General features: G+C 36.5%; 16 protein-coding genes. 4 read left to right on the forward strand and 12 right to left on the reverse strand.

The features are described 5' to 3' along the window. Position 1: 1 nt before the first annotated feature. The 9 genes from U9K52_RS18265 to U9K52_RS18305 form a co-directional block, all read right to left on the reverse strand. Positions 2-820: a polysaccharide biosynthesis/export family protein gene (locus tag U9K52_RS18265; RefSeq protein WP_263601397.1), complete on the reverse strand. Its 819-nt coding sequence runs from the start codon at positions 818-820 to the stop codon at positions 2-4. A gap of 41 nt (positions 821-861) precedes the next feature. Beyond that, a complete protein-coding gene (locus U9K52_RS18270) occupies positions 862-2,790 on the reverse strand; it encodes a nucleoside-diphosphate sugar epimerase/dehydratase (RefSeq protein WP_263601398.1) in 1,929 nt (642 codons plus the stop codon). 347 nt (positions 2,791-3,137) lie between these two features. Next, positions 3,138-3,596 carry a regulatory protein RecX gene (locus U9K52_RS18275; RefSeq protein ID WP_263601399.1) on the reverse strand — a complete coding sequence of 153 codons (459 nt, stop codon included), beginning with the start codon at positions 3,594-3,596 and terminating at the stop codon, positions 3,138-3,140. A 56-nt stretch (positions 3,597-3,652) separates the two neighbouring features. Continuing rightward, positions 3,653-4,918 (reverse strand): serine hydroxymethyltransferase, encoded by a 1,266-nt coding sequence (gene glyA, locus U9K52_RS18280; protein ID WP_322927680.1) that lies wholly within the window; start codon positions 4,916-4,918, stop codon positions 3,653-3,655. A gap of 227 nt (positions 4,919-5,145) precedes the next feature. Next, a complete protein-coding gene (locus U9K52_RS18285) occupies positions 5,146-6,045 on the reverse strand; it encodes an NAD(P)/FAD-dependent oxidoreductase (protein WP_322927681.1) in 900 nt (299 codons plus the stop codon). A 205-nt stretch (positions 6,046-6,250) separates the two neighbouring features. Beyond that, a complete protein-coding gene (locus U9K52_RS18290) occupies positions 6,251-7,447 on the reverse strand; it encodes an efflux RND transporter periplasmic adaptor subunit (RefSeq protein WP_322927682.1) in 1,197 nt (398 codons plus the stop codon). A gap of 32 nt (positions 7,448-7,479) precedes the next feature. Further along, a complete protein-coding gene (locus U9K52_RS18295; protein WP_248391307.1) occupies positions 7,480-8,751 on the reverse strand; it encodes an ABC transporter permease in 1,272 nt (423 codons plus the stop codon). A gap of 108 nt (positions 8,752-8,859) precedes the next feature. Next, entirely contained in the window at positions 8,860-10,089 is a 1,230-nt protein-coding gene (locus tag U9K52_RS18300; protein WP_263601404.1) for an ABC transporter permease, read from the reverse strand. Between the two features lie 117 nt (positions 10,090-10,206). Continuing rightward, a complete protein-coding gene (locus U9K52_RS18305; protein WP_248391305.1) occupies positions 10,207-10,896 on the reverse strand; it encodes an ABC transporter ATP-binding protein in 690 nt (229 codons plus the stop codon). A gap of 421 nt (positions 10,897-11,317) precedes the next feature. Between U9K52_RS18305 and U9K52_RS18310 the strand changes: the two genes are divergently transcribed. The 4 genes from U9K52_RS18310 to U9K52_RS18325 all read left to right on the forward strand — a co-directional run bounded on the left by U9K52_RS18310 (position 11,318) and on the right by U9K52_RS18325 (position 15,729). Further along, positions 11,318-12,292: a ribonucleotide-diphosphate reductase subunit beta gene (locus U9K52_RS18310; RefSeq protein WP_263601406.1), complete on the forward strand. Its 975-nt coding sequence runs from the start codon at positions 11,318-11,320 to the stop codon at positions 12,290-12,292. A gap of 380 nt (positions 12,293-12,672) precedes the next feature. Continuing rightward, positions 12,673-14,331: a ribonucleoside-diphosphate reductase subunit alpha gene (locus U9K52_RS18315; RefSeq protein ID WP_072885148.1), complete on the forward strand. Its 1,659-nt coding sequence runs from the start codon at positions 12,673-12,675 to the stop codon at positions 14,329-14,331. A gap of 101 nt (positions 14,332-14,432) precedes the next feature. Continuing rightward, the gene (locus U9K52_RS18320) at positions 14,433-15,323 is read left to right on the forward strand and encodes a DUF72 domain-containing protein (protein ID WP_248391299.1); all 891 of its coding nucleotides are present in this window, start codon (positions 14,433-14,435) and stop codon (positions 15,321-15,323) included. A 175-nt stretch (positions 15,324-15,498) separates the two neighbouring features. Next, entirely contained in the window at positions 15,499-15,729 is a 231-nt protein-coding gene (locus tag U9K52_RS18325; protein ID WP_248391297.1) for a hypothetical protein, read from the forward strand. Between the two features lie 56 nt (positions 15,730-15,785). On the opposite strand, the gene U9K52_RS18330 is transcribed toward U9K52_RS18325, so the two are convergent. From U9K52_RS18330 to U9K52_RS18340, 3 genes are read right to left on the reverse strand one after another with little or no spacing between them, the layout of a single operon-like run. After that, positions 15,786-16,379: a hypothetical protein gene (locus U9K52_RS18330; protein ID WP_248391295.1), complete on the reverse strand. Its 594-nt coding sequence runs from the start codon at positions 16,377-16,379 to the stop codon at positions 15,786-15,788. 40 nt (positions 16,380-16,419) lie between these two features. Continuing rightward, complete coding sequence (locus U9K52_RS18335; RefSeq protein WP_322927684.1) at positions 16,420-17,064, reverse strand: HD domain-containing protein; 645 nt, start codon at positions 17,062-17,064, stop codon at positions 16,420-16,422. Further along, complete coding sequence (locus tag U9K52_RS18340; protein WP_322927685.1) at positions 17,064-17,555, reverse strand: hypothetical protein; 492 nt, start codon at positions 17,553-17,555, stop codon at positions 17,064-17,066. The genes U9K52_RS18335 and U9K52_RS18340 overlap by 1 nt, the downstream gene beginning before the upstream one ends. Between the last annotated feature and the right edge of the window lie 43 nt (positions 17,556-17,598).

A 17,598-nucleotide genomic window follows, 5' to 3' on the forward strand; every position in this document is an offset into this window, starting at 1 on the left:
TTTATTTCTTAAATAAACTTACTACAACAGCAATAGCTGTGACACCGATCGAAATTGCAGTTAAATAAAGTCCTGTATTGGGGTTTTGTTTTGCCTGAATATCTTTTGCGTTGCTGGAAGCTACGATAATAGCATCTCCCTGCTTTAAATAATAATATGGCGAATTGATAAGATTAGCGTCCTGCAAATTTACTTTTCCATGAATAACCTGTCCATTTTCAGTTCTGATCACCAATATCTGATCTCTTTTCCCGTACATGGTAAGATCACCGGCCATCCCAAGAGCATTAAGAATGGTTCCCTGTCCGTTTGATATGATATAATCCCCCTGTCTGTTTACCTCTCCTAATACTGTTACTTTAAAATTAGCTAGTCTGATATTTATGGTAGGGTTAATAACATATTTCTGCATTTTCTCCCTTAATTCTTCTTTCAGTTCCACCAATGTTTTTCCTTCCGTCTTAATAATCCCTAAAATTGGAAAATCAATATTACCATTGGCATCTACAATATACGTTGGACCCAAAATTGTACTAACGCCTTGGTTGGGGGTATTTCCCCCTGCGAATGAATTATTCTGTACAAGTTCTGATGAAGAATAGTTTTGGTTGAATGGTCTTACAACATCCATATCTTTTGCTGTGATAAGAATAACCAGCTGATCCCCTTTCTGAACAGTATTTTCAGAATTTCTTGCGGATGATTCAATTGCTACCTTTTCAATATTTTGCAAATAGTTCAGATCATTTTTAGCATTGGGATTAGTTTTACAGGAAACTATTATAAATGCTGATAATATTACCAATATTTTACCTTTCATCGTTTTTTAAAAATTGTACAAATATATACATTTAAATTATTCTATTTATCCAGTACTTCATATATTGAATTATTACTTCTGAATTCCGGAACAATTATCTTCAGAAGCTTTACTACTTCAACTTTATCTCTTCTTAAGGAAGCTTTGGTAATAGAATTTACAAGCGTTTCTATCTCCAGGAATTCCATGATAGGATCTTTGGAAATCATGATTTTTTCATTATGAGTAGGCAATGTTTTGGCATCGTCGCTTAATAATTCCTCATACAATTTTTCACCTGGCCTTAGCCCGGTATAAATAATTTTAATATCAATGTTCGGCTCAAATCCCGACAGTTTGATCATTCTTCTTGCCAGATCCAGTATTTTCACCGGCTCTCCCATGTCAAAAACAAAGATTTCTCCTCCCTGACCCATCGTACCAGCCTGTAGTACCAGTTCGCAGGCTTCAGGAATCGTCATAAAATATCTTACAATATCCGGGTGGGTAATGGTAACAGGTCCTCCGGCTTCAATCTGTCTTTTGAAATGCGGAATTACCGATCCGTTGGATCCCAAAACATTCCCGAACCGGGTAGTAATAAATTTGGTAGTGTTCCCTTCTACATTCTGCAACGACTGCACAAATAATTCAGCAGCTCTTTTTGATGCTCCCATCACATTGGTGGGATTTACCGCCTTATCTGTAGAAATCATTACGAATCGGTTTACCTTATATTTGCTGGACAGTGTTGCTATAATTTTGGATCCGAGTACATTCACAAGAATTCCTTCGTGAGGATTCTCTTCCACCAACGGAACGTGTTTATAGGCTGCCGCATGGTATACCATGGAAAAGTTGTAGGTTTGGAACAAAGGTTCTATTCTGTGTTTATTAGAGACATCTGCCAGTACAAATTTGAATCTGACATGAGGAAACTTCTCTTTCATTTCCAGTTCAATATCGTACAAAGGTGTTTCCGCCTGATCCAGAACCACAATAAGTGAGGGATTAAACTGTGCAACCTGGCGCACAATTTCGCTACCTATTGAGCCTGCCCCGCCCGTTACAAGGATGTTCTTATTAAAATGTCTTCTCTTGATTTCTTCGTTTTCAATCTTAATCGGTTTCCTGTTCAGAAGATCCTCAATCTGAAGATTACGGATGGAACCCGCAAAATCACTGTCACGTAGCTTTTGTACCGATGGTGCTTTGAATATATTGAGATCTTTTTCAAGAAATAAATTCACCCAGGAATTCATTTCATCTTTAGACATCATTTCTTTAATGATGATTACGCCATCAATAAGAAGTTCTTCTTTAGCGTTTTCTTCTATTTTTTCTTTGGCAAAAATAGGCTTTCCCAGTAAATATGCTCTCTTAGAGTCTGTACGCTGTGTAAGAAACCCTACTACGTGGTAAGGAAGGCTAGGATTATCCAAAATTGCCCTTGCAATGGCAATAGACTGTTCATCAATTCCCAGTACAAGAATTCTTTTCTTCAATGTGCTTCTTCTGTATTCTCTCACTATATGAAAGAACTCTTTCACATAAAGCCTGAACAGAAAAAGCCCCATAAAGGAAATTATGAAATACAATATAAGAAAAGGATTAATAATAAATTCTTTCCCTGTTATCCACTCACAAATGATGTTGGCACTTCCTACTAAAAACAATGTACAGAAGCATGAGATAAGTAGTTTAAAAAGATCTATAAAAGTAGAGTGTCTTATAATACCTGCATATGTTTTAAAAACATACATAAACATGACATTCGAAAATATCACTCCTGCAAATACTACAATCTTATCATTGTGGTAAATAAATTCAGACCGCGTAATTTTTTCTATAATATAGGTAGCTAAAAATAGTGATATTACCAATATGATAATATCTATTACAAGAATTATCCACCGTGGCAGATATCTTACATCCGAGAGATTGACAACATTATCTCCTCCGAACATTTTCTTTCTAAAAGAGTTGTACATTGTCTTTAATGGTATTCATGTGTATAAAAATGTATAATCTGACCTTCACATTCGAAAGTATTGATGCAAATTTAAAATAAAATTTCATCTATTATCAGTATTTAAAAATTAAATTTAGTTCAGAGATAATATGGTATTATGAATTATTCTCTTCAGATATTCTGCGGAATAGAAAACAACCCTGGCAAAAAATATACCACATAGCAATTATGTTTATCACTGTATTTAAAAATTAAGCAACATACTGCCAATCAAAATTGTTTTTTCTATGTAATGAATAAATTTCTTTCTATAGTTAATAATTTTTAAATTCTCTTTTTACTCTAAACTGCCTTATTTTTTTAATATTATTCAAAAATATCATTTATTTTTTCATATTCAAACCCCCTGCTCATTAAATATTTTATGGTTTTTGATTTACGCTGATATTCTTTAAGCCCTTTTTGCTTCGAATAATAATCTTCATAGATTTTGCGGATCGTTTTGCTATAATCCTGTTCATCAATTTCATCAAAGCATGCATCAATTAATTTTTCAGGAACCTGCTTTTGTTTAAGGTGAATTTTAATTTTCGTTTTTCCCCAGTGTTTAATATAAAATTTTCCGCGGATATAGCTTCGCGTAAACCGTTCTTCATTTAAATAATTTTCCTGTAATAGATAAAGCATGATTTCCTCTTTCGCTTCATCAATAAGGAGAAACTCTTTCATTTTTTGTTCAACTTCATAATGACAGCGATCCTGGTACACACAATAGTTTACCAGCTTTTGTTTTATCTCATCAAAAGTGAACGATTTCTTTTCCATATTCCATAAAAAAGAATGAGCAGATGCCCATTCTTTATATTTTATTTTGATATTAATTAATAGTTAAATAAAGCTTTGCCTTCCATTAATTCATTCACTTTTTTTCTAACGGAAGTAAGTACTTCTTCATTTTTAATATTGTCTACTACTTCAGAAATTAATCCTGCAATGGTATCCATATCATTCTCTTTCAATCCTCTTGTGGTGATAGCTGCAGTTCCCAATCTGATCCCTGAAGTTGTAAATGGTGATTTGTCATCAAAAGGAACCATGTTCTTGTTGCAGGTAATATCAGCAAGCACCAAAGCTCTTTCAGTTTCTTTACCGTTTACACCCTTGTTTCTGAGATCTACAAGCATTAAATGATTGTCCGTTCCTCCGCTCACAATATCAAAACCTCTGTCAATCATTGCTTTTGCTAATGCCTGTGCATTGGATTTTACCTGCTTTGCATAGGTTTCAAATTTCACATCCAAAGCTTCCCCGAAAGCAACTGCTTTTCCGGCAATCACATGCTCCAAGGGACCTCCCTGAATACCCGGAAAAACGGAGCCATCCAATACCTGACTCATCATTTTGATTTCCCCTTTCGGAGTTTTGTGGCCATATGTATTTTCAAAATCTTTTCCCATCATAATCATTCCTCCACGCGGACCTCTTAATGTTTTATGAGTAGTTGTCGTTACAACATGACAATGCTCAAATGGCGAATTCAATAGACCTTTAGCTACCAAACCGGCAGGATGTGCAATATCTGCCCAAAGTGTCGCACCAATTTCGTCTGCTACTTCTCTGAATTTCGCATAATCAAGATCACGAGAATATGCTGAAAAACCGGCGATAAGCATTTTAGGCTTTTCTCTCAGGGCAACTTCTCTCATTTGATCGTAATCGATAAGACCAGTCTCCTGCTGCACTCCGTAAGAAACCACATCATACTGAATTCCTGAAAAATTAACCGAAGAACCATGAGTAAGGTGACCTCCCATAGAAAGATCCATTCCCATAATTTTGTCGCCCGGTTTTAAAACGGCAAGATAAATGGCGGCATTCGCCTGAGAACCTGAATGCGGCTGTACATTTACATAGTCCACCCCAAAAAGCTGTTTTGCTCTTTCAATAGCCAGCGTTTCAACCTCATCTACTACTTCGCAACCTCCGTAATATCTTTTTCCGGGATATCCTTCAGCATATTTATTGGTAAGCACACTTCCCACGGCTTTCATCACATTATCAGAAACAAAGTTCTCTGATGCAATCATCTCAATTCCATGAGTTTGTCTTTGTCTTTCTTTTTCAATCAGGTCGAAAATAATATCCATTTTACTTTTAGTTTTTGAAATTTTTCACCCCAAAAATACGAAATTTCCGCCGAGATTGCGGTATACATCCATATGATTTTTAGCCTTATCATTAACAATACATCCTGAATATTTGCTGTTTAATGAGATTTCCACAGTATTTTCTGATTCTTACCTTAAATTTTTAAAATGAAATAAAAAAATCCTCCCAAATACTTTGAGAGGAATATCGTATGAATCAAAAGAAATTAAAATCCGTATTCTGATAATTCTTTATTCACAATGGCTCCGGTAAAGTTTCCCTGCGCAACCGCATTGGCTACAGATCGCATCATAGTGGTATTGTCACCACAGGCAAATACACCATCGGTACTCGTTTTATGAAAATGGTCTATTTTAATAAACCCATGCTCGGTAAGTTCAAGCTGTAAATCTTCGGTATTGATATTCTGCTCAAAAGGAATTTTTGCATATAATGCTTCCAGAGCTTTTTCGCTTCCGTTTTTAAATACAATTTTCCGGATATTCCCGCTTTCATGAACAATTTCTTTTATTTCGTCTTCAACAATATTAATTTTATTTTGACTGAATCTCTCTGCCTGCTCTTCATTTAATGTACATTCTCCGTTGGTAAATAAACTGAGATCTTTAGACAGATTAAAAACCAGTTTTGAAAATTCGAAAGCAAGATCACCGTTGGAAAGAATTCCTGTTTTTTTACCTTTAACCTCATAGCCGTGACAATAAGGACAATGGATCACGGAAATCCCCCAACACTCGGCAAATCCTTTAATATCCGGTATCTGATCTTTAACTCCGGAAGCCAGAATTATTTTTTTAGCTGAGAATTTTTCACCATTATCTATTTCCACTTCAAAACCTTCTGAATTTTGAGATGTTTTTGCAACCCTGCCTTCAAAAAAACTTACCGTTTCATATTTTAAAACCTGTTCTTTTGCTATTTCTGAAATTTCTTTCGGAGCTTTACCATCCTGCGTAAGAAAGTTGTGTGAATGAGGAGTCTGCCGGTTACAAGGTTTTCCGCTGTCGATAATCAAAACATTTCTTAATGATCTTCCGAGGGACATTCCGGCAGAAAGTCCGGCATAGCTTCCTCCTATTATGATTACGTCAAAGTTATTTTCCATAAGTATTTATTTGTTGATAGTTATTACAAGTAACGAACCGTTATTATTCAGCAAAGATAAAAATAAATTCACTAATGCAACAAAATTGCATTAATAATTACCATATCTAAAAATACATGAACACACACAGGATTAAGAAATGAATTAAATAAAAAATCCTGAGAAAAATTCCCAGGACTACATCTGAATCTATAGTTTTAGTTTACTATTTTTTTGATTTTTCTTTCAATTCTTCTTTGTCTTTATCAGAAGGATTCCAGACTTTTACTTCTGCATCTGGGCGAATTCCGGAAAGAATTTCCACATTAATTCCGTCGCTTGCTCCTAATTTTACGTATACTTTTTTGAACTTACCGTCTTTTTGCTTCACTTCAACGAAAGGTACATCTTTACCGTTTTTCTTTTCATACTGAATTAAAGATTCATCCAGCAATAAAGCGTTTTTCTTTGAGGTGAGTACAATTTCGCCGTTGGCTGAAAATCCAGCTCTGATGTATTCATTATTTGGGTTGAATACATCTCCTTCCACAGGGAATTTGATTGTTCCGTTGTTATCTTTCCCTTTCGGAGCAATCATCGTTAGTCTTCCCGGAAATGTTTTATTCTGAAGAGCACCGATGACGATTTTCATATCCATTCCTTGTTTAAGCTTTCCTGCCTGCGCCTCGTCAATCTCTCCCTGAAAAATTAAAGAATTGAGATCGGCGATAGAACAAATGGTGGTCCCTGCGTTAAAAGAGTTGGCTTCAATTACCTGACTTCCTACTTTTACAGGAACTTCAAGAACCGTTCCTGCAGCTTTTGAACGAATCTGCGTTGTAGCAAGCCCCTGAAGTTCCGGAGTAGCTCCTGTTTTTGCAATCTGCAATGCTTTTTGCGCAGTCACGAGCTGCTGTTGGGAATTTTTCAATGCCTGTTGTGTTGTATAGAGCTGCTGTTGTGCATTTAAAAACTCCTGTTTTGAGGCAACTCCTTGTTTGTAAAGTCTTTCCTGCATTTCAAACTGCTTACGCATGTTTTCAACATTCATCCTGGCATTGCTGATCTGGAGCTGCTGATTATTTACATTTTGTTGCGCATTATTTACCTCAGCAATATTCGGGACAATCCTTACGGTCGCGATCAACTGTCCGGCCTCCACCCTGTCGCCTTCGTCCACTAAAATTTTGTCAATAATTCCTGCTATATTGGGTTTGATTTCGATTTCTTCCTTTGGAATAATTTTTCCTGTCGCCATTACCTTGTCTTCCATATTCTGAACAGTAGGCTTACGGGTAAGAAAAGCTTCGCTCTTCTTAGAATTGGATTTTACAAAATATCTGATTCCTGAGAACAGCGCCACTGCAAATAAAAGCCCGAGAATAATATAGATGGCTTTTTTCCAGGTGAATTTCTTTTTCATATGTATAGTTTATTTTTATTTAAATTAAAGTTTTATTCTGTTCTTAATGCTTCAATAGGACGTATTTTTACCGCTCTTTGTGCCGGAATCATTCCTATGATAAGTCCTAAAATCACCATAACCGCCATCGCCGCAAAAACATTTCCATAATTGACCGTAGGATTATAAAAAGGAAAAGAATCCTGTCCCTGGGTGGCTACATTTAAAATCATGAGGACAAAAATCCCGAACATAAAACCTAAAAGTCCGGAAGACAACGTAATCACGACACTTTCCAGGAGAATCTGGTTTCTCACTTCGGAAGGTTTTGCTCCTAATGCTCTTCGGATTCCTATTTCTTTAGTTCTTTCTTTAACGGTAATCAAAAGGATATTTGAAATGGCAATTACTCCCGCAAGAATGGTTAATGTTCCCACAATAATGGTAAGAAGCTGCATTCCCGTAAGAAAGCCCGTCAATTTTTTAAATTCTTTGCCGAGATTAAAGCTTCCGAAAGCATTGGTATCTTCTGGAGAAACTTTATTTTTAGCTTTTAATTCAAGTTTTACGGTTTTTTCAACGGAATTCACGTCGACATTAGGTTTACTCACAATAGCAAACATATCAATCTGATCTCCTGCATTATACATTTTGGTATAGGTGGAAAGCGGGATAAAAACTGTTTGATCATTTTCAAACCCTCCGTTTTTCTTTATTCTGAAAACACCGATCACGTTAAAAAAGATTCCTTTAATATTAATGGATTTCCCAATTGGGCTTTCATTCTTTTTAGAATCAAAAAAGTTTTTATAAATCTCTTCTCCGATTACCGCTACATTTTTATTTCCGGAAACATCTGCATCGTTGATATACCTACCGAAAATCAGTTTCTTTTCCGAGATCTTATTTCCTACCGGATAATCTCCTGTTAAAGCATAGGTTCCGCTTTTCCCGTTTCTTGACATGGATTCTCCCGGTGTTCCCGTGAAACTTCCTCTTGAATTCTGTGGTGAAATGTAATCAATTTCGGAAATTTTTCTTTTCAGCATGTCGATATCAGAAAGATGGAGGTGCATCTGTCTTCCTTTAGGGAAACCTTCGTAAGGAATAGATGTGTTTTGCGCCCAGAGAAAAATAGAATTGGTAGCAAATCCGGAAAAGAGCTTATCAAAGCCGTTCTCCATTCCTTTAGCTGCTCCCAGAAGACTTACATACAAAAACATACCCCAACCCACACCAATCATGGTAAGGAAAGTCCGAAGCTTATTATTCCTGAGTGAATAATAAATTTCCTGCCAAGTATCTTTTTTAAATAATATATTCATTTTAACTGTCAATCTTTTTATACTAACAATGGTCAATCTCTGCGACAATAGTCAATTTTTCTGAGACCTAAATTAACTTGTGAAGCAAAACTCACCGTTCACTGTTCATCATTCTGTTCTCAGTGCTTCAATAGGTTTAATTTTAGAAGCTCTGTAAGCCGGCACAAATCCTGCAATCAATCCTGAAAAAACCAGTGCTATGAATGCCGCAAAAATGTGTCCCCACCCTACACTAGGATCTTTAATAAAATATTCTTCCAGATTATTTCCTATTAAGTAGAGAGCCAGCACACCGAGACCAACCCCAATTAATCCGGAGATTACCGTAATCACAACACTTTCCTGGACAATCAGCGCCACAATAGTTTTTGGTTTCGCTCCGATCGCTTTCCGCACTCCGATTTCCTTAGTCCTTTCTTTTACGATATATACCATAATATTGCTGATCCCGATAATTCCGGCTGCCAGCGTTCCCAAACCGATAAAGCCGACAATTCCGGTTAGTACTGCCATGAATGCAAAAGTATCGTTCATATTCTGGGCATTGTTCCAGACCCTTACACCGTTTTCATCGTCCGGTGCTACATTTTTTCTTGATTTTAGCCTTTCTTTTAGTTCGTCTCCGTACTTTATGGCTTCCTGGGGCGTTAATTTTTCATTATAAGCGATATAATTAATGCTCACGGTATCCGAACCTTTTTTCATCTGCTGCAATGTAGTAATCGGAACAGTGATGTGCCTCTCGTCCCAGTCGCCGCCGTCATCTGAAAATACACCAACCACTTTAAACATGGTTCCGTTGATATTTAATTCTTTTCCTACAGGACTTCCGTTTTTGATAAGGTCACGCTGAACCATCCTTCCGATTACAGCTACATTCTGTTTTCTTTCCAAATCAGTAGGAGTAAGGTATCTTCCTTCAAGGATTTTTCTGTTTTCAATGATCTGCTCTTCAGGCTTGGCCCCGTTAATCTGATAATTGCCGCTCTCTTTACCGTATTTAACCAATAAATTGGATGTATATCTTGGAGTGGAACTTCCTACTTTTTCTTTATCAATATTAACAAGGAAATCGTAGTCGTCATTATTCATGGTCACTTGTCTGTCAGACTGAAGTCCATTGTAGGCAATCGTTGTTTTTCCTGTTACAATGGAAATCAGATTTTGGGCATCTCTTGCAAAACCTTGTGTAAATGCATTCTGCAGGCCCGTTCCTATTCCGAACAGAACAATAAAAATAAATAATCCCAAAGCCACAGTAAAGCCGGAAAGTACCGTCCGCAATACATTACTGCGAATAGAACTGAATATTTCCTGCCAGCGATCTAAGTCGAACATATTTCTTTAGATTTGAAGCGGAAGTCTGATGATAAAAGTCTCCACTCTTTCCGCTGATTTATTTAATTATTAAAATTTTCATTTTCATCCCCAAGCTTCCGTCTCCCATTTTCCAGCCTATAAAACCAGCTGCTTAATAAACTCATCACTTTCTATAATTCCGTCTTTCAGAATGACATTTCGTTTGGTTTGGGCAGCCACATCCGGTTCGTGTGTAACAACAATGATAGTTTTTCCTTCATTATTAATATCCTGAAGCAGTTTCATAATATCGTGTGTGGTTTTGGAATCCAATGCTCCGGTAGGCTCATCGGCAAGTACAACTTTTGGGTTGGTGATAAGAGCCCTTGCGATGGCAACCCTCTGTTTCTGCCCTCCAGAAAGTTCATTGGGCAAATGGTTGGCCCACTGCGCAAGCCCTACTTTTTCCAGATACTCCATTGCTCTGCGTTCACGTTCTTTTCTCGGAACATTCTGGTAATATAAAGGAAGGGCAACATTATCCAGAGCGGTTTTATACCCGATCAGGTTGAATGACTGGAAGATAAATCCTAAAAATTTACTCCTGTACTCCGCAGCTTTTACTTCCGAAAGGTGTTCTATCGGAACGCCATCCAGCTCATATATTCCGGAATCCTTTTCATCAAGAATACCGATAATATTAAGCAGGGTTGATTTTCCGGATCCGGAACTCCCCATAATAGAAACAAACTCACCTTCGGAAATGGTAAGGTTAATTCCTTTAAGAACATGAAGTTTACTTTTTCCGGTATCGTATGACTTATGTAAATCCTGAATTACTAACATGAAGCGGGATATGTTTTATCCAATAAGTAGGTATAAATTTTAATTTGTTACGCAGAAAGAAAAATTCTTTAATTAAATTATTGTTTAATAAATTTGTCCTTTATTAATAGAACTTTATAAAAAACTGTTTAACTTCAATCAGCTTTTAACAAACATTTTTCAATGATACTCCTTTGTAAGCCAGTATTTAAGCGGTTTTGATGTAAATGTGGAAAACTTTTAAGGTTAAAACTCAATCATTTAGTGTTTCGCCCTTTTAAATACAGTTCTTGTTTTCTAACTTTGTACATGTTCATCACCAAAAGATAAATACTTTGCCGGGTTGATAACTTTTACCCGTAAGTACCAACAAATCAAAATGTTGAATATTTTTTGAACTTTATCCACATCGATCATTATTAATTTTTAAGACATTCTAAATATGGGAATTTTTGATAAAAGAGTAAGCTATAAACCATTTGAATACCCTGAGGTTCTTCAATTCGTGGAAGCAATCAACAAGTCATTTTGGGTGCACTCGGAAGTGGATTTTACCGCAGATGTTCAGGATTTTCATTCACAGCTGGAACCACACGAAAAGCACGCCGTAAAAAATGCACTTCTGGCTATTGCACAGATTGAAGTATCTGTAAAAACATTCTGGGGAAATTTATATAACCATCTTCCAAAGCCGGAGTTCAACGGTTTAGGATCTACCTTCGCAGAGTGCGAGTTCCGTCACTCTGAAGCCTATTCCAGATTATTGGAAGTATTAGGCTATAACGAAGAATTTACTCATGTCGTAGAAATTCCTGCCGTAAAAAAGAGAATTGATTTTTTATCAAATGTCCTGAAGCACGCCAATTCTGCAACACCTAAGGAATATGTTTCTTCTCTTTTATTATTCAGTATCCTTATTGAAAACGTCTCGCTTTTCTCTCAATTTGCCATCATCCTTTCCTTCACCAGATTCAAAGGATATATGAAGAATGTTTCCAATATCATCGCATGGACTTCCGTAGATGAGCAGATTCACGCCAATGCAGGAATTTACCTGATCAATAAAATCCGTGAAGAACAGCCTGATTTATTAACTGATTCTGATATTGAAGATATTTATACCTTAGTTGACCAGTCTGTAGAACTGGAAGGAGAAATCCTTGACTGGATCTTCGAATTGGGAGAGCTGAATGTTTTCTCAAAAGAAGACTTATTAAACTTTATGAAATACCGTGTTGATGACAGTTTAAAGAAAATCAACATGAATACAAGATACAATGTCACTCCGGAACAATACCGCCCAATGGTGTGGTTCGAAGAGGAAGTGTTTGCCAATTCAATGGATGATTTCTTTGCGAAAAGACCGGTGGATTATACAAAACACGATAAGAGTATTACGGCGAACGATTTATTCTAATTTGATTTGAGAATTTGCGCGAGCGAAGCGAGCGTCGAAACAGGTAGTATTAGCGATCTGTTATTCTGAAAAAAGCGCAGCGAAGTGAAGAATCTCAAAATCTGAGATTCCTCTTCTTTAAAAATGACAACAATCGAACTGTTGTAAGTAAAACCCGTTAGGTTTGGAGTCGAAAACTTTCATGGTACACAAAAGATATTAATTTTTGGATTGACAAAAAGACAAAGACTTATCTTAGCCCTGATTGAGCGGCATGTCTGAGCTCTTTTTCTTTGAAAGAGAAAAAAGCGAGTAGCGAAAGCAGGTACACCAATGAAAGAAGGACAAAATTTTATGCTCCTAAAAATAAACAATGCATTGGCATTTTACAATATAAAAAAATGGAAGAACAAAGTACAAATATATGGTGGCTCAATGAAGAGTCCGAGCAGATGCTCAACAGAGGCTATTTGCTGAAAGGGGAAACAGTAGAAGGTGCTATCGACAGAATTACCACGGCGGCAGCAAAGAGACTGTATAAGCCGGAGCTTCAACCTGCATTTAAGGAAATGATCACCAAAGGATGGATCAGTTTTTCTTCACCGGTATGGGCCAATATGGGAACCCAGAGAGGTCTTCCTATTTCCTGCTTTAACGTTCACATTCCGGACAGCATTGAAGGAATCACCCACAAAATGGGTGAAGTCATCATGCAGACCAAAATCGGTGGCGGAACATCAGGATATTTCGGGGAACTGCGTAACAGAGGAACGGCAGTAACAGACAACGGAAAATCTTCAGGAGCCGTTTCTTTCATGAAACTTTTTGATACGGCGATGGATGTGGTATCTCAGGGCGGAGTGAGAAGAGGTGCTTTTGCAGCTTATCTGGATGTTGATCACGGAGATATTGAAGAATTTTTATCGATTAAAGATATCGGAAGCCCTATCCAGAACCTGTTTACAGGAATCTGTGTGCCGGATTACTGGATGCAGGACATGATCGACGGTGATATGGAAAAGCGTAAAGTATGGGCAAGAGTATTGGAAAGCCGTCAGCAAAAAGGACTTCCTTACATTTTCTTTACCGACAACGTGAACAGAAATAAACCTCAGGTTTATAAAGACTTAGGATTAACAGTAAACGCCAGTAACCTTTGTTCGGAAATCATGCTTCCTTCAACCATGGAAGAATCTTTCATCTGCTGTTTATCTTCCATGAACCTTGAATTATACGATGAGTGGAAAGACACTGATGCAGTAAAGCTGGCTATCTATTTCTTAGATGCTGTTTTATCTGAATTCATTGACAAAACGGAAGGGAACTATTATCTTCAGGGAGCAAGAAATTTTGCCATGAGACACAGAGCATTAGGCTTAGGTGTTTTAGGTTATCACTCTTATCTTCAGAAAAATATGATTCCTTTTGAAAGCTTTGAAGCAACGCAGTTCAATGCAAGAGCATTCAGAAGAATTAAGGAACAGGCAGAGCAGGCTTCGAGAGAACTGGCAAACATCTATGGAGAACCTGAATTACTGAAGGGTTATGGGTTAAGAAATACCACGACAATGGCGATTGCGCCTACGACTTCAAGTTCTGCGATCCTCGGACAGACTTCTCCGGGAATCGAGCCGTTTGCATCCAATTATTTTAAAGCGGGTCTTGCGAAAGGAAACTTTATGCGTAAAAATAAATACCTTGCCAAATTATTAGCTGAAAAAGGCCTTGATAATGAGGAAACTTGGAGAACTATTATGTTAAATCACGGTTCTGTACAGCATTTGAAGGAGCTGACCGATGAAGAGAAGGCAGTATTTAAAACATTTAAAGAAATCTCCCCGATGGAGATTATTTCTCAGGCAGCCCAAAGACAGCAATATATTGATCAGGCACAGTCCCTGAATCTTCAGATACCTTCTACAATGCCGGTGAAAGATGTTAACTATTTATACATTGAAGCCTGGAAAAAAGGAGTAAAAACTCTTTATTATCAAAGAAGTTCTTCTGTTTCTAAAGAAATGATGGTAAACTTTGTTACCTGCACCGCTTGTGAAGCATAAGACTCTCAAATAATAAACATTACATATTCACTTCAGCACGCTTTTACGGCGTGCTTTTTTCTTTTATATTTGTTAAAGAGATAATCACTAAAAATTCAGATATGAAATTCGGACAAGTAGAAGATCCTTCAAAAATAGATTTTACATTACCTAAAGATCATCCCAAAACAAAGAAAATTTTAAGCCATAACAAAAAAGGCCTGGAAAATATTTCCATAGGATGTGCAAAATGGAATAAAACCGACCTGAAAGGATTTTATCCGAAAGGTACCAAAGATGAACTGACCTATTATTCAACCCAGTTCAACTCTATTGAGCTGAACGCCACATTTTATGGGATGCCTACTCCGGAACAGGTACACACCTGGAAAGAAAAAACTCCCAAAGACTTTAAATTCTTCCCTAAAATTACCAATACTGTTTCACACTTCAGAAGATTGATAGATGTGACAGAACCTGTTACCCAATTTGCAACCTCAGTGATGCAGTTTGATGAAAAATTAGGGATGGTGTTTCTTCAGCTTCATGATAATTTTAAGCCTAAAGATTATGACAGACTGGAAAAATTCGTGAAAGACTGGCCTAAAGAAGTACCGCTAGCCATTGAATTAAGAAATACAGAGTGGTTTACCAACGAAGAAATCCTGGATACAACCTGTGAGCTTTTTGAAGAGCACAATATCACCAATATTATTGTAGACACTGCCGGAAGACGGGATATGCTTCACATGCGGCTTACGACACCTACAGCTTTCATCCGCTACGTTGGTGCTAATGCAGAAAGCGATTATGAACGTCTTGATGACTGGCTGGATCATCTTACAAAATGGAAGAAAGAAGGCCTGCAGAATCTTTACTTTTTTGTGCACCAGAATATCGAAAAAGCTTCTCCTCTTCTATCTGCTTATTTGATAAAAAAAATGAATGAGGAGTGGAAAACAGACTTTCACATCCCTAAAATGGCAACCGAAAGTACCGGAACCTTGTTTTAAGGATTGATAAATTTTAATTTTATTCACTATCCAGTGTAATAAAGTTAATTAAAATTCACTGTTTTAAGAAAAATAATTCACCTGTTATCCCCTGTAAAAGAAATACTTGCAAAATATTTTTCGTATTGTAATAATTGTTAAATTAGAAAAAAAATGACAATTAAAAAAAACCAATATGGAAAATGAAATTTGTAAAATAAGTATTTCAACAAACTGGTTGGGAGATGAATACATCTTTTATGAAGACGACAAAATTAAAAGAGTGTACGACAGCAATAGTTTAAGCTCTGATAATACTGAATGGGTAGAGCCAAAACAGATCAGTAAACATAATAAAGATAAAATTATAAAAAACTGCCCGGAAGAATTTAAGGAGAGAATAATGATGATTTTAGATTATCCGTGATTGTTTTATACCATCTTAAAGATAAAAATTCCGGCTTGCTTTCGCAAGCCGGAATTTTATTTTCTGTTTTTGATCAATAAGATTAGATTGAGAAAAAGCAGCAGAAAATCAAGTGTTATCCAGATTCCAATTTTAATATTCTCGTAATTGTACTCTTCCACCTGCTTTTTTGCTAGATCCGAAAGTTTAAAACTTTGGTTGATATAATTCCGGACCTCAATAATCTGATCCATATTTTTATTAGGTAATGCATGCTGAGAAAAATATACAAGATTTTTTTTGCCCAAATATCCGGCAATCCAGTATTCATCGGAATTATCCATTTTGAGGTATTCTATACGGTAATATTCCGGACGGATATTTCCGATGTGCTTAGTATCAATTACTTTACCTACTTCCGTATCATTAAGCGTTATAACATAAAAATCCAGGGGTTGAGGAAGTTTATTAATGACCTGCAGAGCAACAGAATCTTCCACAATTCCTACCGCACTTTTTTTTATAAACCAGTAAGTAAAAATGGAAATAGAAAAAACGATGGTAACTATACGAAAAAGTTTTGCCCATTCGGCTCCCTTTCCTCTTTTAATTTTAGACAAAAAAAGAGAAATCACCAAAGTCCAGAAAATCGCCAGAACAATAAATACCATGTTGCAAAGATACTTAATTTAAAAGGCTTTCAGAAGAATATCAGCTGACATTCCACTCTTTATAAAACTGATCAAGAAATTGCAGCATGAAGCTATGTCTTTCTGCTGCAATTTCTTTTCCTTTCCGGGTATTCATAAGATCTTTCAGCAGTAATAATTTTTCATAGAAATGATTGATGGTGGTACCGTTGGATTTTTTATATTCATCTTTCGGCATGTTCAGCTTAGGTTTGATTTCCGGATCATACATCAGATTGTTTTTAAAGCCTCCGAAATTAAAGGTTCTGGCAACTCCTATGGCTCCTATGGCGTCAATTCTGTCTGCATCCTGTACAATTTTGAGTTCAACAGGGAGATTTTCAGGAGCTTCTGCCCGGTTTTTAAATGAAATATTTTTAATAATAAACAAAACTTTCTCAATAACATTTTCTGATGTCTGCTGATTTTCCAGAAATTCACGTGAAACTTTTAGAGCCACGGTCTCATCACCGTTATGAAATTTAGGATCGGCAATATCATGAAGCAAGGCTGCCAGCTCAACAACTTCCAGATCGCAGTCTTCCGTTTCAGCAATTTTTTTTGAAAGTTTCCAGACTCTTTCAATATGATACCAATCATGGCCGGCTTCAGCGCCTTTCAGTTTCTCTTTTACAAATTCTACCGTGTTTTCAATCAGTTTATTCATTATATCAATTCATTTAAAATAATATTCCAGAGTTTGCTGTTATAACTTCTGAAAAAGTTAACGTGTCCTATTTCACCTTTTTCAGACTCTGAAGTTTTTAACAGTCTGTAGGTGGGCTTCAGATTAGGATAGGTATCATTCAGAAGGCTTTTCACACCTTTTTCAGTGAGCCACACATCATCTTGAGCCCTGATTACCAATACTTTTTGTGTTAACATTTTAGAATAGTCATAAGTTTTCTCCAATAATCTATTGGTCGATTTCCTGTTTAAAATTAAGGTTCTCCAGTCATATGCGCAATTTTTCGGAAGACTTTCTCCCAATCCAAACCATTGTGCCGGGAAATATCCTAATAAAGCTGTTGTTAATGGCTGCACAATCCCGAATCCTAAATAGGCTTCAATTTTTGTCCTGAATTTTAAATTTCCAACAAAAGCATTTTGCGTTCCGACAAAAACAAATTCCTCAAAAATATCCGAATTTTTATTCATTCCTAAAATTAATGCTCCCACAGAATGCCCAAGACAATATTTT

It is taken from the genome of Chryseobacterium sp. MHB01, from assembly GCF_034651565.1.
In the GTDB taxonomy this organism is placed as follows: domain Bacteria; phylum Bacteroidota; class Bacteroidia; order Flavobacteriales; family Weeksellaceae; genus Chryseobacterium; species Chryseobacterium nepalense.